We start from the raw sequence: 15,170 nt of genomic DNA, 5'->3' as shown, positions 1-15,170 counted from the left end.
TATAGGGGATCTAGCAGCGCCGCAAAATTAATGACATAGACTACTAGTACCGCAAGGCGGCAGTCAAAAGTCAAAAGAATTATATTCCCAGCTTTTGCGCCATTTGAAATAGTATTTTTATTTTCGCCGTGGTGTACTAGTGAAGCGATCGCCCCAAAAATTATCAGAGTCTGACTTGAATTTTAGTTAAATTTGTGAACGCCATTTCTGAAAAGCAATCTCGTAATCCTCTGATTTACTATGATAAACCCCCCACCAATGAAAAAATAATCCTAACCCCCATCCTAATGCTGGGAAAATAGCCCAAAAATAACTAGGACTAGTGATTAAATTCAAGAGAATGAGGAATAAATTCACTGCCAAGAAGGAAACAAAATGCCCCCAAAAAGCTCTGCGTCGGAAAGTATTAAATGTGCGTCGTGACCGTTCTTCTTCTTGCTGAACTAACCACTTTTTTTCAGTTTTTTCCAAAATATCAGAAGAAATGCCTAACTCAGATGCCATTTCTATAAGCTGTTCTCGTGAAAATTCACCTTCCTGTTTCCGGGTGAGTGCTATTTCAAGGATTTTTTGCACATCTTCTGAATCGTAAGTCATTTTAACTACCTTATAAGTTTGTGTGTAAATGCGCTTTTGATTTCACGAAGTTTTCAATAGGCTTCGTTCAATTCAGTTAGCGAACGTCTCCACATTTTGCACCCAATACTTAGTGACATTCACAACCTTATTATTTTCTCATAACTGATTTATGGCTACTGTATTTGTCAATACCTAAACCCTTATTTTCGCTTAGATAGAGAATGTTTGAAAAGTTCTCTTCTCGGTAAAAAAAACGTTTAGATCCCCCTAAATCCCCCTTAAAAAGAGGAACTTTTACTCCGGGTTCCCCCCTTTTTTAGACAGGGCTGTTTCATTACCTAAAAGGCGCTGATTTACAAGCGTTTCAAGCAAAAAAGCCAGGTGACTAAAAAATCTGATTGGGCAAGAAAATGGTGTTTGCACAGATGTGGAAATTATAACTAATCAGCTGGACATGATATGAACGATATCTTGTAGTGATGTCTGCAATGTCTCCCTAAAAGAGTAAAGACGCGATAAATCGCGTCTCTACTTATTGTTACGATCGCAACTTGGATTAATTCTTCGCCTGTGGTTGCGAACCAGGAATCGTTACATCTATTGGTGTCACCTTTGTTGCTAGCTGCGTCAATGGCGGTTGAATGGCAGCTTGATTCCCGACTACTAGAGTCACAATCTTTTCAGGCTTGAGATATTCTCGTGCTACCCGTTGCACGTCAGCAGCTGTAGTGGCGGCGACGGCTTTTTGATAGCGAAAAAGAAAATCAGCCGGATAGCCATAATATTCGTATCGCATCAACCGTGATAAGGTTTGGCTGGGGTCTTGAAAGTTGAATACAAAGGAGTTGAGTGTAGACTCTTTGGCAAAAGCCAGTTCTTTTGCTGTCACTCTTTGAGTTTGAATTCGCTTGATTTCAGCTTGTAAGGCTTTGACAAACTGCACGGTAGCATCTGATCGCGTTTGTCCACCAGCAATAAACATCCCAGGATAGTCATAGCGGGGACTCCACTGGCCATAAACAGAGTAAGCTAAACCTTGGCGCGATCGCAATTCATTAAATAAGCGTCCACCAAATCCATTTAACACCCCATTCAAGACATCCAGCGCCGCATAATCGGGGCTGTCGAACCGTCCACCTAAATGGCCGATAAGTACACTACTTTGGGTTAATTGTGGCTGATTGACAAAAAACACTCCACCTGTGTTAGCTGGCGAAACCGATGGTAATTTGGGTTTAGCAATACCTGGGTTGCGGTTCCAATCGCCAAACTTAGCTTGAATGAGCGATCGCATTTTCTTAGAGTTAAAATCCCCCACAATCCCCAAAATTATATTATTGGGGTGGAAATATTGCTGATAAAAGTTGATCAAATCCTCACGCTCAACCTTATCCACCGTTGCATACTCTATGGTGCGAGAGTATGGACTATCTTTCCCATAGATCAATTTCTTAAATTCTCGACTGGCAATCCCATCTGGATTATCATTGCGACGGGCAATGCCACCCTTAGCTTGAGTTTTCGCTAAGTCTAGCTTTTCTTGAGCAAATGCTGGCGATCGCAGCACCTCGGCAAATAGCCCAAACACCGTTTCTAAATCTTCACTCAGCGCATCAAAGCTAGCACTACCAGAACCTTCGCCAATACTAGCTTCTACAGATGCCGCCCGTTGTTCCAACATCTCATTGAGTTCATCAGCCGAATGTTGCTTAGTTCCCCCAGTTCGCATTACCGCGCCCGTAAAACCAGCTAACCCGACTTTCTCCATTGGTTCCAAGCGATTTCCTGTCCGCACAAACGCCGTTCCATTCACCAACGGCAATTCGTGATCCTCCATCAAATAGACAACCAAGCCATTTTGAAGCACAAACCGTTCATATTTCGGTATTTTAATCTCAGGTAGCGCTGGCAACTGCAACTCACTATAATGCTTTGCCTCAGTCGTCGCCGCCAGAGAAAAATTACAAGTTAAAAGTAAACATGCAAAAACAGCAACCAAAGCATAAATTAACCCCTTCCCATTTTTGATTTTCAACGCTATAGACCTTTTACCCTTCACCTTATACCTCTGCATATCTTTTCTTCCTTTGCGACCTTGGCGACTTGGCGGTTCGTTTCTCTTATCCTTCCTTCGACAACAACTTCCCAATCGTGCGATTCCCCGGCGTAAAAGTCTCCTTCGCCACTCGCACAATATCAGCCGTCGTTACCGCCGAAATATCATCCAACTGCTTAAACAAATTCCGCCAAGAGCCAGTTTTCACCTCATATTCCAACAACTGTTGAGCCATCCCCATATTTGAATCTAGGGTACGCAGCAAACCCGCCCGTGCTTGGGTTTTCACCCGTTCCAAATCAACCGCCGCTACAGGTTCAGTTTTTAATTTGTCAATTTCTTGGCGCAAAGCCACCGCCACTTCATCAACTGTATGACCAGGAGCCGTGAGAGCATAGAAAAATATCAGGTTTGGATACTTATCTCCAGGAAACCCACTGTAACCTTGAGCATTTAGCGCCAAACGCTGTTTTTCTACCAAAGATTTATACAAGCGCGACGTGCGCCCATCACTTAACAAACTGCCAATGATTTCATAGGTTGCATTATCTGGATCGGTAACTGCCGGACGATGATAACCTTCTAAATACCAGGGTTGAGAAGGAAGTTGTACAGTAACTTCTTGTGTTTGTTTTTGTGGCGGTTCCACCGGGATTTGTGCAACAGCTTTGGTTTTTGCTTTATAGCGGCCAAAATAAGTTTGCGCCAGTTTTTTCACCTCAGCTGGGTTAACATCTCCGACAATAGCGATCGCTAAATTACTTGGTACATAGTGAGTATCAAAGAAATTTTGGACATCATCTGGTGTCAAATTGCGAATATCTTGGTCATAACCAATCACCGGACGCTTGTAGGGATGGACTTTGTAAGCAGTATCGATAAACTTTTCCACCATTTGTCCAATGGGTGAATTCTCTATCCGCATCCGTCGTTCTTCTAAAATTACATCTTTCTCTTTATAAAACTCACGACGAATTACCGGATCGAGAAATCGTTCCGACTCCAACGACATCCACAGTTCCAGCTTATTGGCAGGAAAACTGTAAAAATAACGAGTAGCTTCGGTTGAAGTATTGGCATTTAAACCCACACCTCCCGCTTGTTCGACAATTTGTCCCAATTCGTTTTGCTTGACAAGCTTACCTGCTTGTGATTCTACTTGCTTAAACTCAGTTTCTAACCGCGCAACCTCATCTTTTTTGCCATCGGCTTTCGCTGCTTTAATTTGAGTATCTAACTGCTGCAATCTATCTAGTAGAGGTTTTTCTGCTTTGTAGTCTTGTGTACCAATGCGCGTTGTACCTTTAAACGCCAAATGTTCCAGAAAGTGAGCTACACCAGTTTTACCATTTGGCTCATCCACACCACCAACATTTGCATAAGTCAGGAAGGAAACCACAGGCGCTTGATGCCGTTCTAAGACAAGGAATTTTAGACCATTGTCGAGGCGAAACTCCGTTAACTGTTTAATGACTCGATCCAGATAAGGTTGGATTGAACTTTGAACTGGTGGAGTTTGAGTTTTGGTTTCTTGAGGAGGTGCAATTTGAGTTTGAGCCAGAGCAATTTCTGGTAGTAATCCCCACCAGAAAACGATCAAAGCCAACAAAGTGACAAACAACCGCCGTAATAAATCCAAAATTGACCGACTGATCTGGTTCATAAGCAAAATTTAAGATAAAGTTACACTACCTGAGAAACAGGATACTTAGCAAAAGGACGTTAATGTTGTATTAAGCTTGTTGAGCTTTTTTACTTGACGTTAGACAATAATGCTACAAATCGTGTTCCGCACATTTCACCATAACTGTTATGCGAGTTTTTAATTCTTCCCCACCCTCTGAGGCTCAGACGCGCACCCGGATTTTACAGGCAGCACAAAGGTTGTTCGCCTCTCAAGGATTTGACGGCACTACCACCCGTGATTTAGCGCAGGCGGCAGGTGTAGCTGAAGGCACTCTATTTCGTCATTTTCCCAATAAAAAAGCAATTTTAGTGGAAGTAGCGACGAGTGGCTGGGTAGAAATTTTAACAGATTTGCTAACAGAATTAAGTGAAATGGGCAGCTATAAAGCTGTAGCTCAAGTGATGCGTCGTCGGATGTGGAACTTTCAAAAAAATGCTGATTTGATGCGCGTTTGTTTTATGGAGGTGCAGTTTCACCCCGATTTGCGCGATCGCATTCAATTAGAAGTCATTACCAAAATGACTGATGTCGGTGAAGCATTCTTTCAAACAGCAATGGATAAAGGCATTTATCGCAAAACGGATGCAAAGCTAGTTGCTAAAGTCTTCTTAGGAATGTTTGCGATCGCAGGTTTTTCTAACAACACCATCATCGAACCTGACGCTTCCCCCCAACAAATGCAGGAAATGGCCGAAGGACTAGCTGATATTTTCCTCAATGGTGTCTTGGTTAAAGATTAGGGGATTGGGCATTAAATATGAAGAAGAGACAAGGGAGACAAGGAAGAGGGGGGAGACAAGAGAGAGAGTTGTTAAATAATTCCCCATTCCCCATTCCCCATTCTCTATTCTCCATTCAGCACTATTTTCGCTTGCTGACTCCACTGTTGTACTAGCTCAATTGCTGGACACAAATCTCGTCGCTGCATTGTTGCTACTTGCAAGCGCATAATTTGTTGGTGCAATCTGTGAGTGGGAGTCTGTGCCAACTGGGTTACAGAACCAATCCCTGCGTGGAGCAATAAACCACAATATTGTATGCCTACGCTGGGAATACGCGCCAAGTCAGCTAAAGCCATCCATTTATTTACATACTGAAGATGAATTTGTAATTTATTTGCTAACGCCAGCCGTGCCTCTAAAGTCTTTCCTTGTCTGACTAGCGCTACTGTGCTACTAATTCCACAATTTTGCAGTTGTGATTGTTCCTCGTGGCTCAGTCCGGGTAATTGCTCGATTGGCCAGTCACGAGATGCGACCAGATTTCGATTATTTGCATTTTTAGTAGACATTTTAAAACTAAATATTGCCATTGCATCGACTGACAATGCAATTGTTTTGACTAACAATGCTATTGCATCAACTGACAATCCTATTGTATCGCCTGACAATGCGATTGTTTTGACTGGGAGGAGTCAGAATCCCCTTCTGAACAAAACCTCCTGCCTTCTGCCTCCTGTCTCCTTCAAATGCTAAATAACTCACCTCGCAGAACAGTTACCGCTTGTCCAGCGATAAAAACGCGATCGCCTCCGGTATATCGTACTTTTACCACTCCACCGCGACGAGATGCTTGATAAGCCAATAACTCATCTTTGTGTAAGCGATCGCGCCAGAAGGGAGCAAGACAGCAATGGGTAGCACCAGTTACAGGATCTTCATCAATTCCTAAACCCGGTGCAAATAAACGAGAGACGAAATCATATTCAGAATCAGAGTCGGTAAGGCTGGTGACAATGATCTCAGAAATAGGCAAAGTTTTTAATATTTGAAAATTTGGCTGTACTTGCCGTACCAAATCTTCAGATTCCAATTCCACTAAATAGCCAAAAGAATTTAAAAAAACAGATTTGTATGGTACACCTAAAGCAGCCTTAAGTTCTCGTGGGGCGATTGTTTCTTGTGAGTGATTAACAGGAAAATCTAACTCAATCCACTCATCTTGCAACTTAGCAATCAGCACTCCGCTTTTGGTGTAGAACCGCGCAACTTTATTCTCTGACAAATGCCCCTCTGACCAAAGTACATGGGCACTAGCTAAGGTTGCGTGACCACAAAGAGGCACTTCTATCGTCGGCGTAAACCAACGCAGATTGAAGCCATCATCCTGTCTAAATAGAAAAGCTGTCTCAGATAAATTCATCTCCTGGGCCACATTCTGCATCCAGCGTTCATTTTGGCGACTAAGCAAAACACAGACAGCAGCAGGATTTCCTGCGAAAGGTCTATTGGTAAAAGCATCAACCTGAGTAATGATTTGTCCCATTAGAGTCACCTTAAAAATTAGACAGCAATATACTTATCAGGAGTCTCTTAGAGATTTATGCCGCTAGTTAAAATTATTTTTAAGCTCATTACTACGCGTCTATAGCGCACTAAAGTTTATTTAAGCATTTATTGTTTCTTTCTGTATCCTCTGCGCCTTGTTGCAAAGCCAAAAATTTATAGCTTTAACCCAAACGTATTAGTCTATAGGGATTTTCGATGTGGAATACAGCCACTGGTTCATAAGGGCACACAACCATGCTGTTACATCAAAATGGAAATCGCCATATACAGTACCTTATAAATTAGGAATACAATCTCCACAAACTAGGGTAAATGTTCAAGCAAAACGGAAATATGGGGATAAAAATTTTCAAAAGCATCTTTGCTGCTGTCAACTTAGCGCTAATTTCTGGAGGATTAGTTAGTTGTGCTGTTGAAGTACCACAGCCACTTGCACCAACAGAGCAACAAAAACCAGTCGTACAACCTAGCCAACAGCCTAACCAGAACGATAAAGATGATGATGACAAAAATAGCGATCGCAAAGATGATAAACACGACGATAAAGACGAAAAAGATGATAACGACTAAATAAGTTGGCACTTAAAACCCTTACTAATGACCAATGACAAAGGACAGCCTTAGCCAGTTAACTTTAATTGCGCCAACTTACTTAAATAAAGGCAAAACTATAACCTTGGGTTTCGATTTATGCTTATCCCACAAACTTCTACTTCCTTCGTCGATTGTTTACGTCTCCGACGGCAAAAACTAGCAAACCTCATTAAGTTTCCCGTAATTCTGTGGTCAGGTAGCAACAGTCCTCGCAACTTTCCGGCAAATCCTTTTCCGTTTCGCGCTAACAGTCATTTCCTTTATTTTGCCGGACTGCCATTATCAAATGCGGCAATTCGTTTAGAAGGGGGAAAGCTAGAACTATTCATGGACGATCCATCACCTAGTAGCACCCTTTGGCATGGAGAAATGCCAACGCGCAATGAAATCGCCCAGAAGATTGGGGCAGATGTGGCTCGGCCAATGACAGAATTAGAGTCTTGGGTGGAAGATGCTGTCACACTTGCTGTACAAGATGCAGCGACATGGACGCAACAATCGCAGCTATTAAATAGATGGGTTTTACCCCAAAGTCCCCCCCAAGGAATTGACTTAGATTTAGCTAAAGCGATCGCCTCTATCCGCCTCACTCACGATGAAGCTGCATTAACCGAGTTGCGAAAAGCTGCTGCTGTCACTGTTGAAGCACACAAAGCTGGGATGGCAGCAACACCTCAAGCCAAACTAGAAGCAGAAGTTCGCGCCGCGATGGAAGGGGTAATTATTGCCCACAATATGACCACCTCTTACAACAGTATTGTCACCGTTCACGGCGAAGTTTTGCATAACGAACACTATCACCACCCCTTGCAACCAGGTGATTTACTACTTGCCGATGTTGGCGCTGAAACTGAGATGGGTTGGGCAGGTGATGTCACTCGTACATGGCCAGTTTCCGGTAAGTTTTCATCTACCCAGAGAGATATTTATAATGTAGTGCTGGCCGCTCATGATGCTTGCATTGCCAAAATACAGCCTGGTGTAGAGTATGAGGATATTCATCTATTGGCTGCCACCGTTATAGCTGAAGGTTTAGTAGAGTTAGGCATTTTCCAAGGGAATCCCCAATATTTAGTAGAGATGGATGCCCACGCGCTGTTTTTCCCACATGGTATCGGTCATCTACTGGGTTTAGATGTCCATGATATGGAAGATTTGGGAGATTTAGCAGGTTATGAAGAAGGACGGAAAAGGAGCGATCACTTTGGCTTAAGCTACCTCCGCTTAAATCGTCCCCTGCGTCCAGGAATGTTGGTAACAATTGAACCTGGTTTTTATCAAGTACCAGCAATTTTAAATGATGCCAATGTTCGCTCAAAATATCAGAATGTGGTGAACTGGCAACGTTTATCTGAATTTGCCGATGTGCGCGGAATCCGCATAGAAGATGATGTTCTAGTTACGGCAGAAGGTAGCGAAGTTTTAACAGCTGCATTACCAAATGATGCTGATACTATAGAAAATTTAGTTAATGGCTGAGTTCATACTGACAGGCATCCATAAAGGGTGTTTAATTACTGGATTCACCTTTGATGTAGCCGAGCATTTGATTTCGTACATCACGTTTAGCTCGTGAATCCAGCAAGATTTCTAACATAGAGGCATCGCGCTCATCGTCGGTATTAGAGTACTCTGCTGGATCTCGATTTACCTGCACTTCAACAATTTTTACACTTTCTCCAAGTACCTGAAAACGCACTTTAAAAATGCAAAAACCAGTCCAACTACGATGCAAGTATAGCCAAGGAGCCTCATAGAAAATGAACCACTTATCTTCCATCTGCTCTGGAATAATTCCAGCAGCAATTCGGTTAAATTCTTCTTGCGAGTAAACTTTTTCTACGGTTAAATTTGTCGATGCAGAAGGCATCTCTTCTGTTTTCCAATCATCACGTTTGGCTATTTGCATAGTAAAAATAAAACTACTCTCATGTTTGTTAATTGGCACCGCAAAACAAAAATATAATATGATACCTCATAATATCTAAAAGAATTTCAAATTCATGAGAAAAACCTCCATAGGCTTACTGCTCAACGGAGTTATTGTCAGCTTCGGACTATTGCCATTATTAGCTCAAGCACAGCAGCCAGTACGGGTTTCTGATACTCAAGTTGCAGCGATGGTAGAGGCATTGCGACAAGCTGCACCGCAGACCAAAAATCCCAATGATGGATATTACAGCGAATGGCAAGTGAAACCAGAAACCCTCAAAGGCTGGACAAGAACTTGTCTCAAACGAGAACTAACACCGACACAGTTTGAAAACAATCCTGCGATCGCCCGCCAAGTTATCTCTTGCATTACCCGCCGTGAGTTAACCAATCAGTTTCGCGCTACTAATAATGAAATTGCATCTGTGCGTGGTGCAGCTTGTTGGTGGATGACTGGTAGCTATACAGGTTGTAACAAAGGCTTCACTGCTGAGTATGTGCAAAAAGTTGTCCGTTTTTATCAACAACAGCCTTCAAAACCAGCAGCAACTAAATCATCAAAGGGCGACTCTTGAGAAATTAAGATAATTGCTTTACCTTTTCGACAACCCAATCAACGCGATCCTTTCCCCAAAATCTCTCACCATTGACTACCCAAGTTGGGATTCCGGGACAGCCAAACTGTTCGTATTCTGCCAAAGCTGCCACTGCTGCTTCCCTGTAGATTAACTCAAGAATGCGATCGCCATTCAACCCGACATCATTAGACATCTCCAGAAAAGACGTAGAGAGGTAGCAATCCTACGTCTCTACAAGGTTTTCGGGTGACGCATATTTAATTTCTGGAGATGTCTATTATTTTGATATTAAATTTTGCTTCTAACCCATTGACGGAATTCTTTAACTAATTCCAAATAATCTTTTTCTCCCACCTGCTCTAAAAAATTAGAAATCTCTGTTAATGGCAGATTGGGAAATGCTAAACTTTGTTCAACAGATAGATATTGCTGATTTTGTAAAACGTTAATACTAAAAAAATTGCCATCATAAAGCCAGATTTCAGGCACACCCATATCAGCATAGACTTCAAAGCGATTTTTAGAACTGCTAGTAATATCGATTTCTACTACCAAATCTGGTGGCGGATCTTGCGCTAAATCTATTCTTTTTTTGCCTTTTATGAAATTAATATTTTCAATGTAAAAGCATTCATCTGGTTCTGCACCACTCAGTTCTGGCCGTTTAAAAGTGGTAGAACCAAGGCAGTCAATTCTAACTTCTAGTTCTTCTGCGAGAGTTTCGACAAATCGACCCGCAATTCTTTTGTACCGTTCATGTTCTGGTGAAGGAACCATGATTTCTAAAGTACTTCGATTGTAAGTAAGCCGGAGGCGGCGACTAGCACTAAGTTCAGTTAGCAAGTTTTCATAAGTTTGCCAACTGATACCCGATAGGTGGATGATTTCTGTGGGTTGAAGCAGTGTGTTGCTAGTCATAGCGATATTTGATGTAGGTTCTCGCTGTACAATAGCCCTTCTTCGCCTAATTGTACTTTAAGTTCAATCTTCAATAAAGGTAGGTATCTGGTTGCTACAGTCGCGGTGAAAACTACTAAGCTGGTAAATAGCACGTTTAAAATTTAGCGGAAATTCGGAATCGCATTCATCGGCGGTTCAAGATTCCTCATTGGCGAACTACCTGTAATTACATTATGTTTGATGCTCTATCTGACCGTTTAGAAGCCGCCTGGAAAAAACTGCGGGGACAGGACAAAATTTCTCAATCCAACATTCAAGATGCATTGCGCGAAGTGCGCCGCGCCTTGTTGGAGGCAGATGTCAATCTCCAGGTAGTCAAAGATTTTATTAGCGAAGTCGAAGCCAAAGCCCAGGGAGCTGAGGTGGTTACTGGCGTGCGACCTGACCAACAGTTCATCAAAATTGTTCACGATGAACTGGTGGAAGTGATGGGAGAAGAAAATGTTCCCATCGCAGAAGCGAAGGAAAAGCCTACTATTGTGTTGATGGCTGGTTTGCAAGGTACTGGTAAAACCACAGCCACAGCTAAGTTAGCTTTACATCTGAGAAAATTAGATCGTAGCTGTTTGTTGGTAGCAACAGACGTATATCGCCCAGCCGCGATCGACCAGTTACTGACGTTGGGTAAGCAAATTGACGTACCAGTATTTGAACTAGGAAGCGACGCAGATCCCGTAGAAATTGCTCGACAGGGCGTAGAACGCGCTAGAGCAGAGGGTGTAAATACAGTAATTATTGATACTGCTGGCCGCCTGCAAATTGACGAAGATATGATGGCGGAATTAGCCCGCATCAAAGCAACTGTCCAACCCCATGAAACTCTGCTGGTGGTGGACGCGATGACTGGTCAAGAGGCAGCAAATCTGACTCGCACCTTCCACGATCAAATCGGAATTACTGGGGCAATTCTCACCAAAATGGATGGTGATAGCCGTGGTGGTGCAGCGCTTTCGGTGCGAAAGATTTCGGGAGCGCCGATTAAATTTGTGGGCGTGGGTGAAAAAGTCGAGGCACTGCAACCCTTTTACCCCGATCGCATGGCATCCCGGATTTTGGGAATGGGCGATGTGCTAACCCTGGTAGAAAAAGCCCAAGAAGAGTTCGATTTAGCAGATGCTGAGAAAATGCAGGAGAAAATCCTGTCAGCAAAGTTTGACTTTACAGACTTTCTCAAGCAGTTGCGGATGCTGAAAAACATGGGTTCTCTGGGAGGCTTCATCAAGATGATTCCAGGGATGAACAAGCTTTCAGACGATCAGCTTAAGCAGGGAGAAACCCAGCTTAAGCGCTGTGAGGCGATGATTAACTCCATGACTCGCCAAGAACGCCATGACCCTGATTTATTAGCCAGTTCTCCCAGTCGGCGGCGGCGCATTGCTGCTGGCTCGGGTTATAGAGAGTCAGACGTGACTAAATTGGTGGGTGATTTCCAAAAAATGCGATCGCTCATGCAGCAAATGGGTCAAGGTGGCTTCCCTGGAATGCCGGGAATGTTCGGCGGTGGCGGCATGGGCAACGCCTTCGCAGGTGCTGGCAATCGTCCCGCAGCCCCCGGATGGCGGGGTTATGGTGGTGATGCAGGCACGAAAAAGAAAAAAACCAAAGAGAAAAAGAAAAAAGGGTTCGGCAATCTTTAGTCAATAGTCATTGGTCATTAGTCATTAACCAATGACAAAGGACAAATGACAAATGACAAAGGACTAATAGCAGCAAATGCTAGGCAGTGCTAAAATTAGCATTTCGACCTCAGAATTTATCAGCAGAGGAAACTAACCCTCAATTTCTCGGCAATAGCCAGATTTAGGTTGCTTCCTCACCCACTAGTTGCTAAATAATATCTAAACAGGAGAATGATTCTTCAACATGATCAAACTGCGCTTGAAGCGATTCGGTAAAAAACGGGAAGCAAGTTACCGCATTATCGCCATTAACAACCTCGCTCGCCGTGATGGCCGTCCCCTAGAAGAATTGGGATTTTATAACCCCAGAACTGATGAAGTGCGATTAGACGTTCCCGGCATCGTCAAGCGACTACAACAAGGCGCTCAACCCACTGACACGGTACGTCGCATTCTAGTAAAAGCTAATGTTTTTGAACAGGTCAGTGCAACAGCCGCATCATAATTTCGGAACAAAATTGCCAACAGCCAGTCCCAACTATGTTGATCTGGTTCGGTTTTTAGTGCAGCCGTTTTTGGAATCTCCAGAGACTTTAAGCGTCGATTGTGAAATTTCTCAGGCCCTCAACCGGGTTTGGGTTCGCATCGCCTTTGAAAGCACAGATAAAGGGAAAGTGTTTGGTCGAGGGGGACGCAATATTCAGGCGATTCGTACAATAATTGCCGCAGCCGCAGCCGCAGCTGGACAATCAGCATACCTGGATATCTACGGCAGTACCACTCCGGGCCGTGAAGGTATGTCTTTTGATGAAGACACAGAAGAGCGATCGCCACCACCGACTAGGAGAGAAGCGCGTGGAAATGATGGGCCTAAACCCATTGTTAAACCCCGCCTCCGCTAGGTTAAAACTAGAGAGCAAATCTGAGCGGAGGTAACTACAACCGCTCAGAATTTTTGTAAACATGGAAAGTAGCAAAAAGATTTTTGGATCTTTTTTTGAACTCTTCACCGAAGAGGCAGGGGAGCAGGGGGCAGGGGGCAGGGATAAATATACTGGAATTACACTGTCACAAGGGTTAGAAGAGCAACTAAATTTATTTATGCTCAAAGTAAAAGTATTTATTACGCCTACGGGACGCTGCGCGAATGAGATGTGTAACACGAAAAACAATACATCCTTACTTCATAGCCAATACATTCATTTATAGGGATTCTCCCCCCTGCTCCCCGCCTCCTGCGCTTTTCCTCTTTTTGACCAGTGTCGATAATTTGTTGCAAATATTTTTCTAAAATGTAAGTAAAAAGCGTAATTTCGTTTTTAGCGAAAAAATATTAACCTTTGTCAAAAATAGATCCTTACGAATTAAAAAATACTATGGCAGGTGCTTTAACAATTCAGCTGCCTAATGTTGCTAGTGCGATCGCTCTTGGGGGAGATGGAGAAGAAAATCTCAAAATCCTATCTCGCCAAACAGGAGCCACTTTAGTTTTACGCGGGCAAGAATTATTGATTTCTGGTACTGAGGGGCAAATTGATCTGGCTTCTCGATTAGTGCGATCGCTTGAAAACCTCTGGATTAAAGGCAATACCATCACTAGTGCCGATATTTTAACAGCCCGTCAAGCCATAGATAGCGATCGGCAAGGGGAACTGCAAGATTTACAGCGAGATGTCCTTGCCAAAAGTCGCCGTGGCGAAGAAGTCCGTGCTAAAACCTTTCGCCAGCGTCAATATATCGACGCACTCCGTAGGCGCGATCTCACCTTTGGGATTGGGCCTGCTGGTACTGGCAAGACTTATCTGGCCGTTGTTGTCGCCGTACAAGCACTCCTGTCCAATCAAGTTGAAAAGCTAATTTTAACTCGCCCTGCTGTCGAAGCCGGTGAAAAACTCGGTTTTTTGCCTGGAGACTTACAGCAGAAAGTTAATCCCTATCTTCGCCCACTGTACGATGCTATTTATGAATTCATTGACCCAGAAAAAGTACCTAGTTTAATGGAACGCGGTGTGATTGAAGTCGCGCCACTTGCCTATATGCGGGGACGCACCCTCAATAACGCTTTTATCATTGTCGATGAAGCTCAAAATACTACACCCGCTCAGATGAAAATGGTTTTGACTCGTTTGGGCTTCCGTTCACGGATGGTGATTACAGGCGATATGACACAAACTGATTTACCCCTTCACCAACAATCAGGTTTAGGAGTTGCTTTACAAATTTTAAAACACGTTGAAGGTATTGCTTTTTGCGAATTTTCCCAAAAAGATGTCGTGCGTCATCCTCTAGTTCAACGTATTGTTGCTGCTTATGAACAATACGAAAAATAGAAATTGGGAATTGGGCATTAGTTAGGATTCATCGTTTAAGCAACGACAAATAACAAATGACAAAGGACAAATGACAAATGACCACAACATTAAAAGAATTTTTGGAAGCTTGTGAGACTCTTGGAACCTTGCGTCTAATTGTTACTAGCAGTGCTGCTGTATTAGAAGCACGGGGCAAGGTTGAAAAGCTATTTTATGCAGAATTACCAAAAGGTAAGTATGCGAATATGCACACCGAGGGCTTTGAATTTCACTTGAATATGGATAGAATTATTCAAGTGAAATTTGAAACTGGTGAAGCGAAGAGAGGGAACTTTACAACCTATGCTATTCGTTTTTTAGATGATAAACATGAGCCTGCTTTAAGCCTATTTTTACAGTGGGGTAAACCTGGTGAATATGAACCAGGACAGGTGGAAGCTTGGCAAACTTTACTGGAGAAATATGGGGAAGTTTGGCAACCTTTAACAGCAGAGATTTAAGTCAAAAAAATAAACTTAATTTAGGTTTAAATGTCAATTATTTAAGCACAAGTTTTTCTCCAGAT

At 43.0% G+C, this 15,170-nt stretch carries 18 protein-coding genes; 10 read left to right on the top strand and 8 right to left on the bottom strand.

Annotated features, from left to right (window positions below; translation table 11 throughout):
• Nucleotides 1-186 precede the first annotated feature (186 nt).
• From V7K69_RS26190 to V7K69_RS26180, 3 genes are all read right to left on the bottom strand, one after another.
• The gene (locus tag V7K69_RS26190) at nt 187-597 is read right to left on the bottom strand and encodes a 2TM domain-containing protein (RefSeq protein WP_335039823.1); all 411 of its coding nucleotides are present in this window, start codon (nt 595-597) and stop codon (nt 187-189) included.
• 538 nt (nt 598-1,135) lie between these two features.
• Nucleotides 1,136-2,653, bottom strand: a complete 1,518-nt coding sequence (locus tag V7K69_RS26185) for a M16 family metallopeptidase (RefSeq protein ID WP_335039820.1) — start codon at nt 2,651-2,653, stop codon at nt 1,136-1,138.
• Between the two features lie 46 nt (nt 2,654-2,699).
• Nucleotides 2,700-4,298, bottom strand: a complete 1,599-nt coding sequence (locus V7K69_RS26180; RefSeq protein ID WP_335039817.1) for a M16 family metallopeptidase — start codon at nt 4,296-4,298, stop codon at nt 2,700-2,702.
• 149 nt (nt 4,299-4,447) lie between these two features.
• Here V7K69_RS26180 and V7K69_RS26175 point away from each other — a divergent pair, with 149 nt between their 5' ends.
• A complete protein-coding gene (locus tag V7K69_RS26175; RefSeq protein ID WP_185585154.1) occupies nt 4,448-5,062 on the top strand; it encodes a TetR/AcrR family transcriptional regulator in 615 nt (204 codons plus the stop codon).
• Nucleotides 5,063-5,166: 104 nt separating this feature from the next.
• Here V7K69_RS26175 and V7K69_RS26170 read toward each other — a convergent pair whose 3' ends face one another.
• A complete protein-coding gene (locus V7K69_RS26170; RefSeq protein ID WP_335039814.1) occupies nt 5,167-5,613 on the bottom strand; it encodes a DUF4332 domain-containing protein in 447 nt (148 codons plus the stop codon).
• 173 nt (nt 5,614-5,786) lie between these two features.
• On the bottom strand, nt 5,787-6,587 hold the full coding sequence (locus tag V7K69_RS26165) for a PhzF family phenazine biosynthesis protein (protein ID WP_335039812.1): 801 nt from the start codon (nt 6,585-6,587) through the stop codon (nt 5,787-5,789).
• Between the two features lie 335 nt (nt 6,588-6,922).
• Between V7K69_RS26165 and V7K69_RS26160 the strand changes: the two genes are divergently transcribed.
• Both V7K69_RS26160 and V7K69_RS26155 read left to right on the top strand, forming a co-directional pair.
• Entirely contained in the window at nt 6,923-7,180 is a 258-nt protein-coding gene (locus tag V7K69_RS26160) for a hypothetical protein (protein ID WP_335039810.1), read from the top strand.
• 120 nt (nt 7,181-7,300) lie between these two features.
• Complete coding sequence (locus tag V7K69_RS26155) at nt 7,301-8,683, top strand: aminopeptidase P family protein (RefSeq protein WP_335039808.1); 1,383 nt, start codon at nt 7,301-7,303, stop codon at nt 8,681-8,683.
• 31 nt (nt 8,684-8,714) lie between these two features.
• Here V7K69_RS26155 and V7K69_RS26150 read toward each other — a convergent pair whose 3' ends face one another.
• Nucleotides 8,715-9,113, bottom strand: coding sequence for a hypothetical protein (locus tag V7K69_RS26150; RefSeq protein WP_335039806.1), 399 nt, complete (start codon nt 9,111-9,113; stop codon nt 8,715-8,717).
• Nucleotides 9,114-9,207: 94 nt separating this feature from the next.
• On the opposite strand from V7K69_RS26150, the gene V7K69_RS26145 reads away from it, so the two are divergent.
• A complete protein-coding gene (locus V7K69_RS26145; protein WP_335039804.1) occupies nt 9,208-9,711 on the top strand; it encodes a hypothetical protein in 504 nt (167 codons plus the stop codon).
• 4 nt (nt 9,712-9,715) lie between these two features.
• Here the strand turns inward: V7K69_RS26145 and V7K69_RS26140 are convergent, their stop codons facing one another.
• A complete protein-coding gene (locus V7K69_RS26140) occupies nt 9,716-9,907 on the bottom strand; it encodes a hypothetical protein (RefSeq protein ID WP_335039801.1) in 192 nt (63 codons plus the stop codon).
• Between the two features lie 95 nt (nt 9,908-10,002).
• The gene (locus V7K69_RS26135) at nt 10,003-10,632 is read right to left on the bottom strand and encodes a Uma2 family endonuclease (protein WP_335039798.1); all 630 of its coding nucleotides are present in this window, start codon (nt 10,630-10,632) and stop codon (nt 10,003-10,005) included.
• A gap of 215 nt (nt 10,633-10,847) precedes the next feature.
• On the opposite strand from V7K69_RS26135, the gene ffh reads away from it, so the two are divergent.
• The 6 genes from ffh (at nt 10,848) to V7K69_RS26105 (ending at nt 15,105) form a co-directional block, all read left to right on the top strand.
• Nucleotides 10,848-12,311 (top strand): signal recognition particle protein, encoded by a 1,464-nt coding sequence (ffh, locus tag V7K69_RS26130; RefSeq protein WP_335039796.1) that lies wholly within the window; start codon nt 10,848-10,850, stop codon nt 12,309-12,311.
• Between the two features lie 226 nt (nt 12,312-12,537).
• Nucleotides 12,538-12,798: a 30S ribosomal protein S16 gene (rpsP, locus tag V7K69_RS26125; RefSeq protein ID WP_179067741.1), complete on the top strand. Its 261-nt coding sequence runs from the start codon at nt 12,538-12,540 to the stop codon at nt 12,796-12,798.
• Entirely contained in the window at nt 12,761-13,195 is a 435-nt protein-coding gene (locus V7K69_RS26120; RefSeq protein ID WP_335039794.1) for a KH domain-containing protein, read from the top strand. Before rpsP ends, V7K69_RS26120 begins: the two co-directional genes overlap by 38 nt.
• A gap of 61 nt (nt 13,196-13,256) precedes the next feature.
• Complete coding sequence (locus V7K69_RS26115) at nt 13,257-13,502, top strand: hypothetical protein (RefSeq protein WP_335039791.1); 246 nt, start codon at nt 13,257-13,259, stop codon at nt 13,500-13,502.
• 167 nt (nt 13,503-13,669) lie between these two features.
• Nucleotides 13,670-14,623 (top strand): PhoH family protein, encoded by a 954-nt coding sequence (locus V7K69_RS26110; protein ID WP_335039789.1) that lies wholly within the window; start codon nt 13,670-13,672, stop codon nt 14,621-14,623.
• A 77-nt stretch (nt 14,624-14,700) separates the two neighbouring features.
• A complete protein-coding gene (locus V7K69_RS26105) occupies nt 14,701-15,105 on the top strand; it encodes a ChuX/HutX family heme-like substrate-binding protein (RefSeq protein ID WP_335039787.1) in 405 nt (134 codons plus the stop codon).
• Nucleotides 15,106-15,170 lie beyond the last annotated feature (65 nt).

The organism is Nostoc sp., from assembly GCF_036917775.1.
GTDB lineage: Bacteria > Cyanobacteriota > Cyanobacteriia > Cyanobacteriales > Nostocaceae > Nostoc.
The sequence above is the reverse complement of the archived record's forward strand: the minus strand, read 5'-3'. Positions and strand labels throughout refer to the sequence as shown.

What these genes read in the sequence shown, in the direction of transcription:
- rpsP (WP_179067741.1), top strand. Translation starts at nt 12,538, where the DNA reads ATGATCAAACTGCGCTTGAAGCGATTCGGTAAAAAACGGGAAGCAAGT.
- V7K69_RS26155 (WP_335039808.1), top strand. Translation starts at nt 7,301, where the DNA reads ATGCTTATCCCACAAACTTCTACTTCCTTCGTCGATTGTTTACGTCTC.
- V7K69_RS26150 (WP_335039806.1), bottom strand. Translation starts at nt 9,113, where the DNA reads ATGCAAATAGCCAAACGTGATGATTGGAAAACAGAAGAGATGCCTTCT.
- V7K69_RS26120 (WP_335039794.1), top strand. Translation starts at nt 12,761, where the DNA reads ATGTTTTTGAACAGGTCAGTGCAACAGCCGCATCATAATTTCGGAACA.
- V7K69_RS26190 (WP_335039823.1), bottom strand. Translation starts at nt 597, where the DNA reads ATGACTTACGATTCAGAAGATGTGCAAAAAATCCTTGAAATAGCACTC.
- V7K69_RS26105 (WP_335039787.1), top strand. Translation starts at nt 14,701, where the DNA reads ATGACCACAACATTAAAAGAATTTTTGGAAGCTTGTGAGACTCTTGGA.
- V7K69_RS26115 (WP_335039791.1), top strand. Translation starts at nt 13,257, where the DNA reads ATGGAAAGTAGCAAAAAGATTTTTGGATCTTTTTTTGAACTCTTCACC.
- V7K69_RS26165 (WP_335039812.1), bottom strand. Translation starts at nt 6,587, where the DNA reads ATGGGACAAATCATTACTCAGGTTGATGCTTTTACCAATAGACCTTTC.
- V7K69_RS26145 (WP_335039804.1), top strand. Translation starts at nt 9,208, where the DNA reads ATGAGAAAAACCTCCATAGGCTTACTGCTCAACGGAGTTATTGTCAGC.
- V7K69_RS26170 (WP_335039814.1), bottom strand. Translation starts at nt 5,613, where the DNA reads ATGTCTACTAAAAATGCAAATAATCGAAATCTGGTCGCATCTCGTGAC.
- V7K69_RS26110 (WP_335039789.1), top strand. Translation starts at nt 13,670, where the DNA reads ATGGCAGGTGCTTTAACAATTCAGCTGCCTAATGTTGCTAGTGCGATC.
- V7K69_RS26140 (WP_335039801.1), bottom strand. Translation starts at nt 9,907, where the DNA reads ATGTCTAATGATGTCGGGTTGAATGGCGATCGCATTCTTGAGTTAATC.
- V7K69_RS26180 (WP_335039817.1), bottom strand. Translation starts at nt 4,298, where the DNA reads ATGAACCAGATCAGTCGGTCAATTTTGGATTTATTACGGCGGTTGTTT.
- V7K69_RS26160 (WP_335039810.1), top strand. Translation starts at nt 6,923, where the DNA reads ATGTTCAAGCAAAACGGAAATATGGGGATAAAAATTTTCAAAAGCATC.
- ffh (WP_335039796.1), top strand. Translation starts at nt 10,848, where the DNA reads ATGTTTGATGCTCTATCTGACCGTTTAGAAGCCGCCTGGAAAAAACTG.
- V7K69_RS26185 (WP_335039820.1), bottom strand. Translation starts at nt 2,653, where the DNA reads ATGCAGAGGTATAAGGTGAAGGGTAAAAGGTCTATAGCGTTGAAAATC.
- V7K69_RS26175 (WP_185585154.1), top strand. Translation starts at nt 4,448, where the DNA reads ATGCGAGTTTTTAATTCTTCCCCACCCTCTGAGGCTCAGACGCGCACC.
- V7K69_RS26135 (WP_335039798.1), bottom strand. Translation starts at nt 10,632, where the DNA reads ATGACTAGCAACACACTGCTTCAACCCACAGAAATCATCCACCTATCG.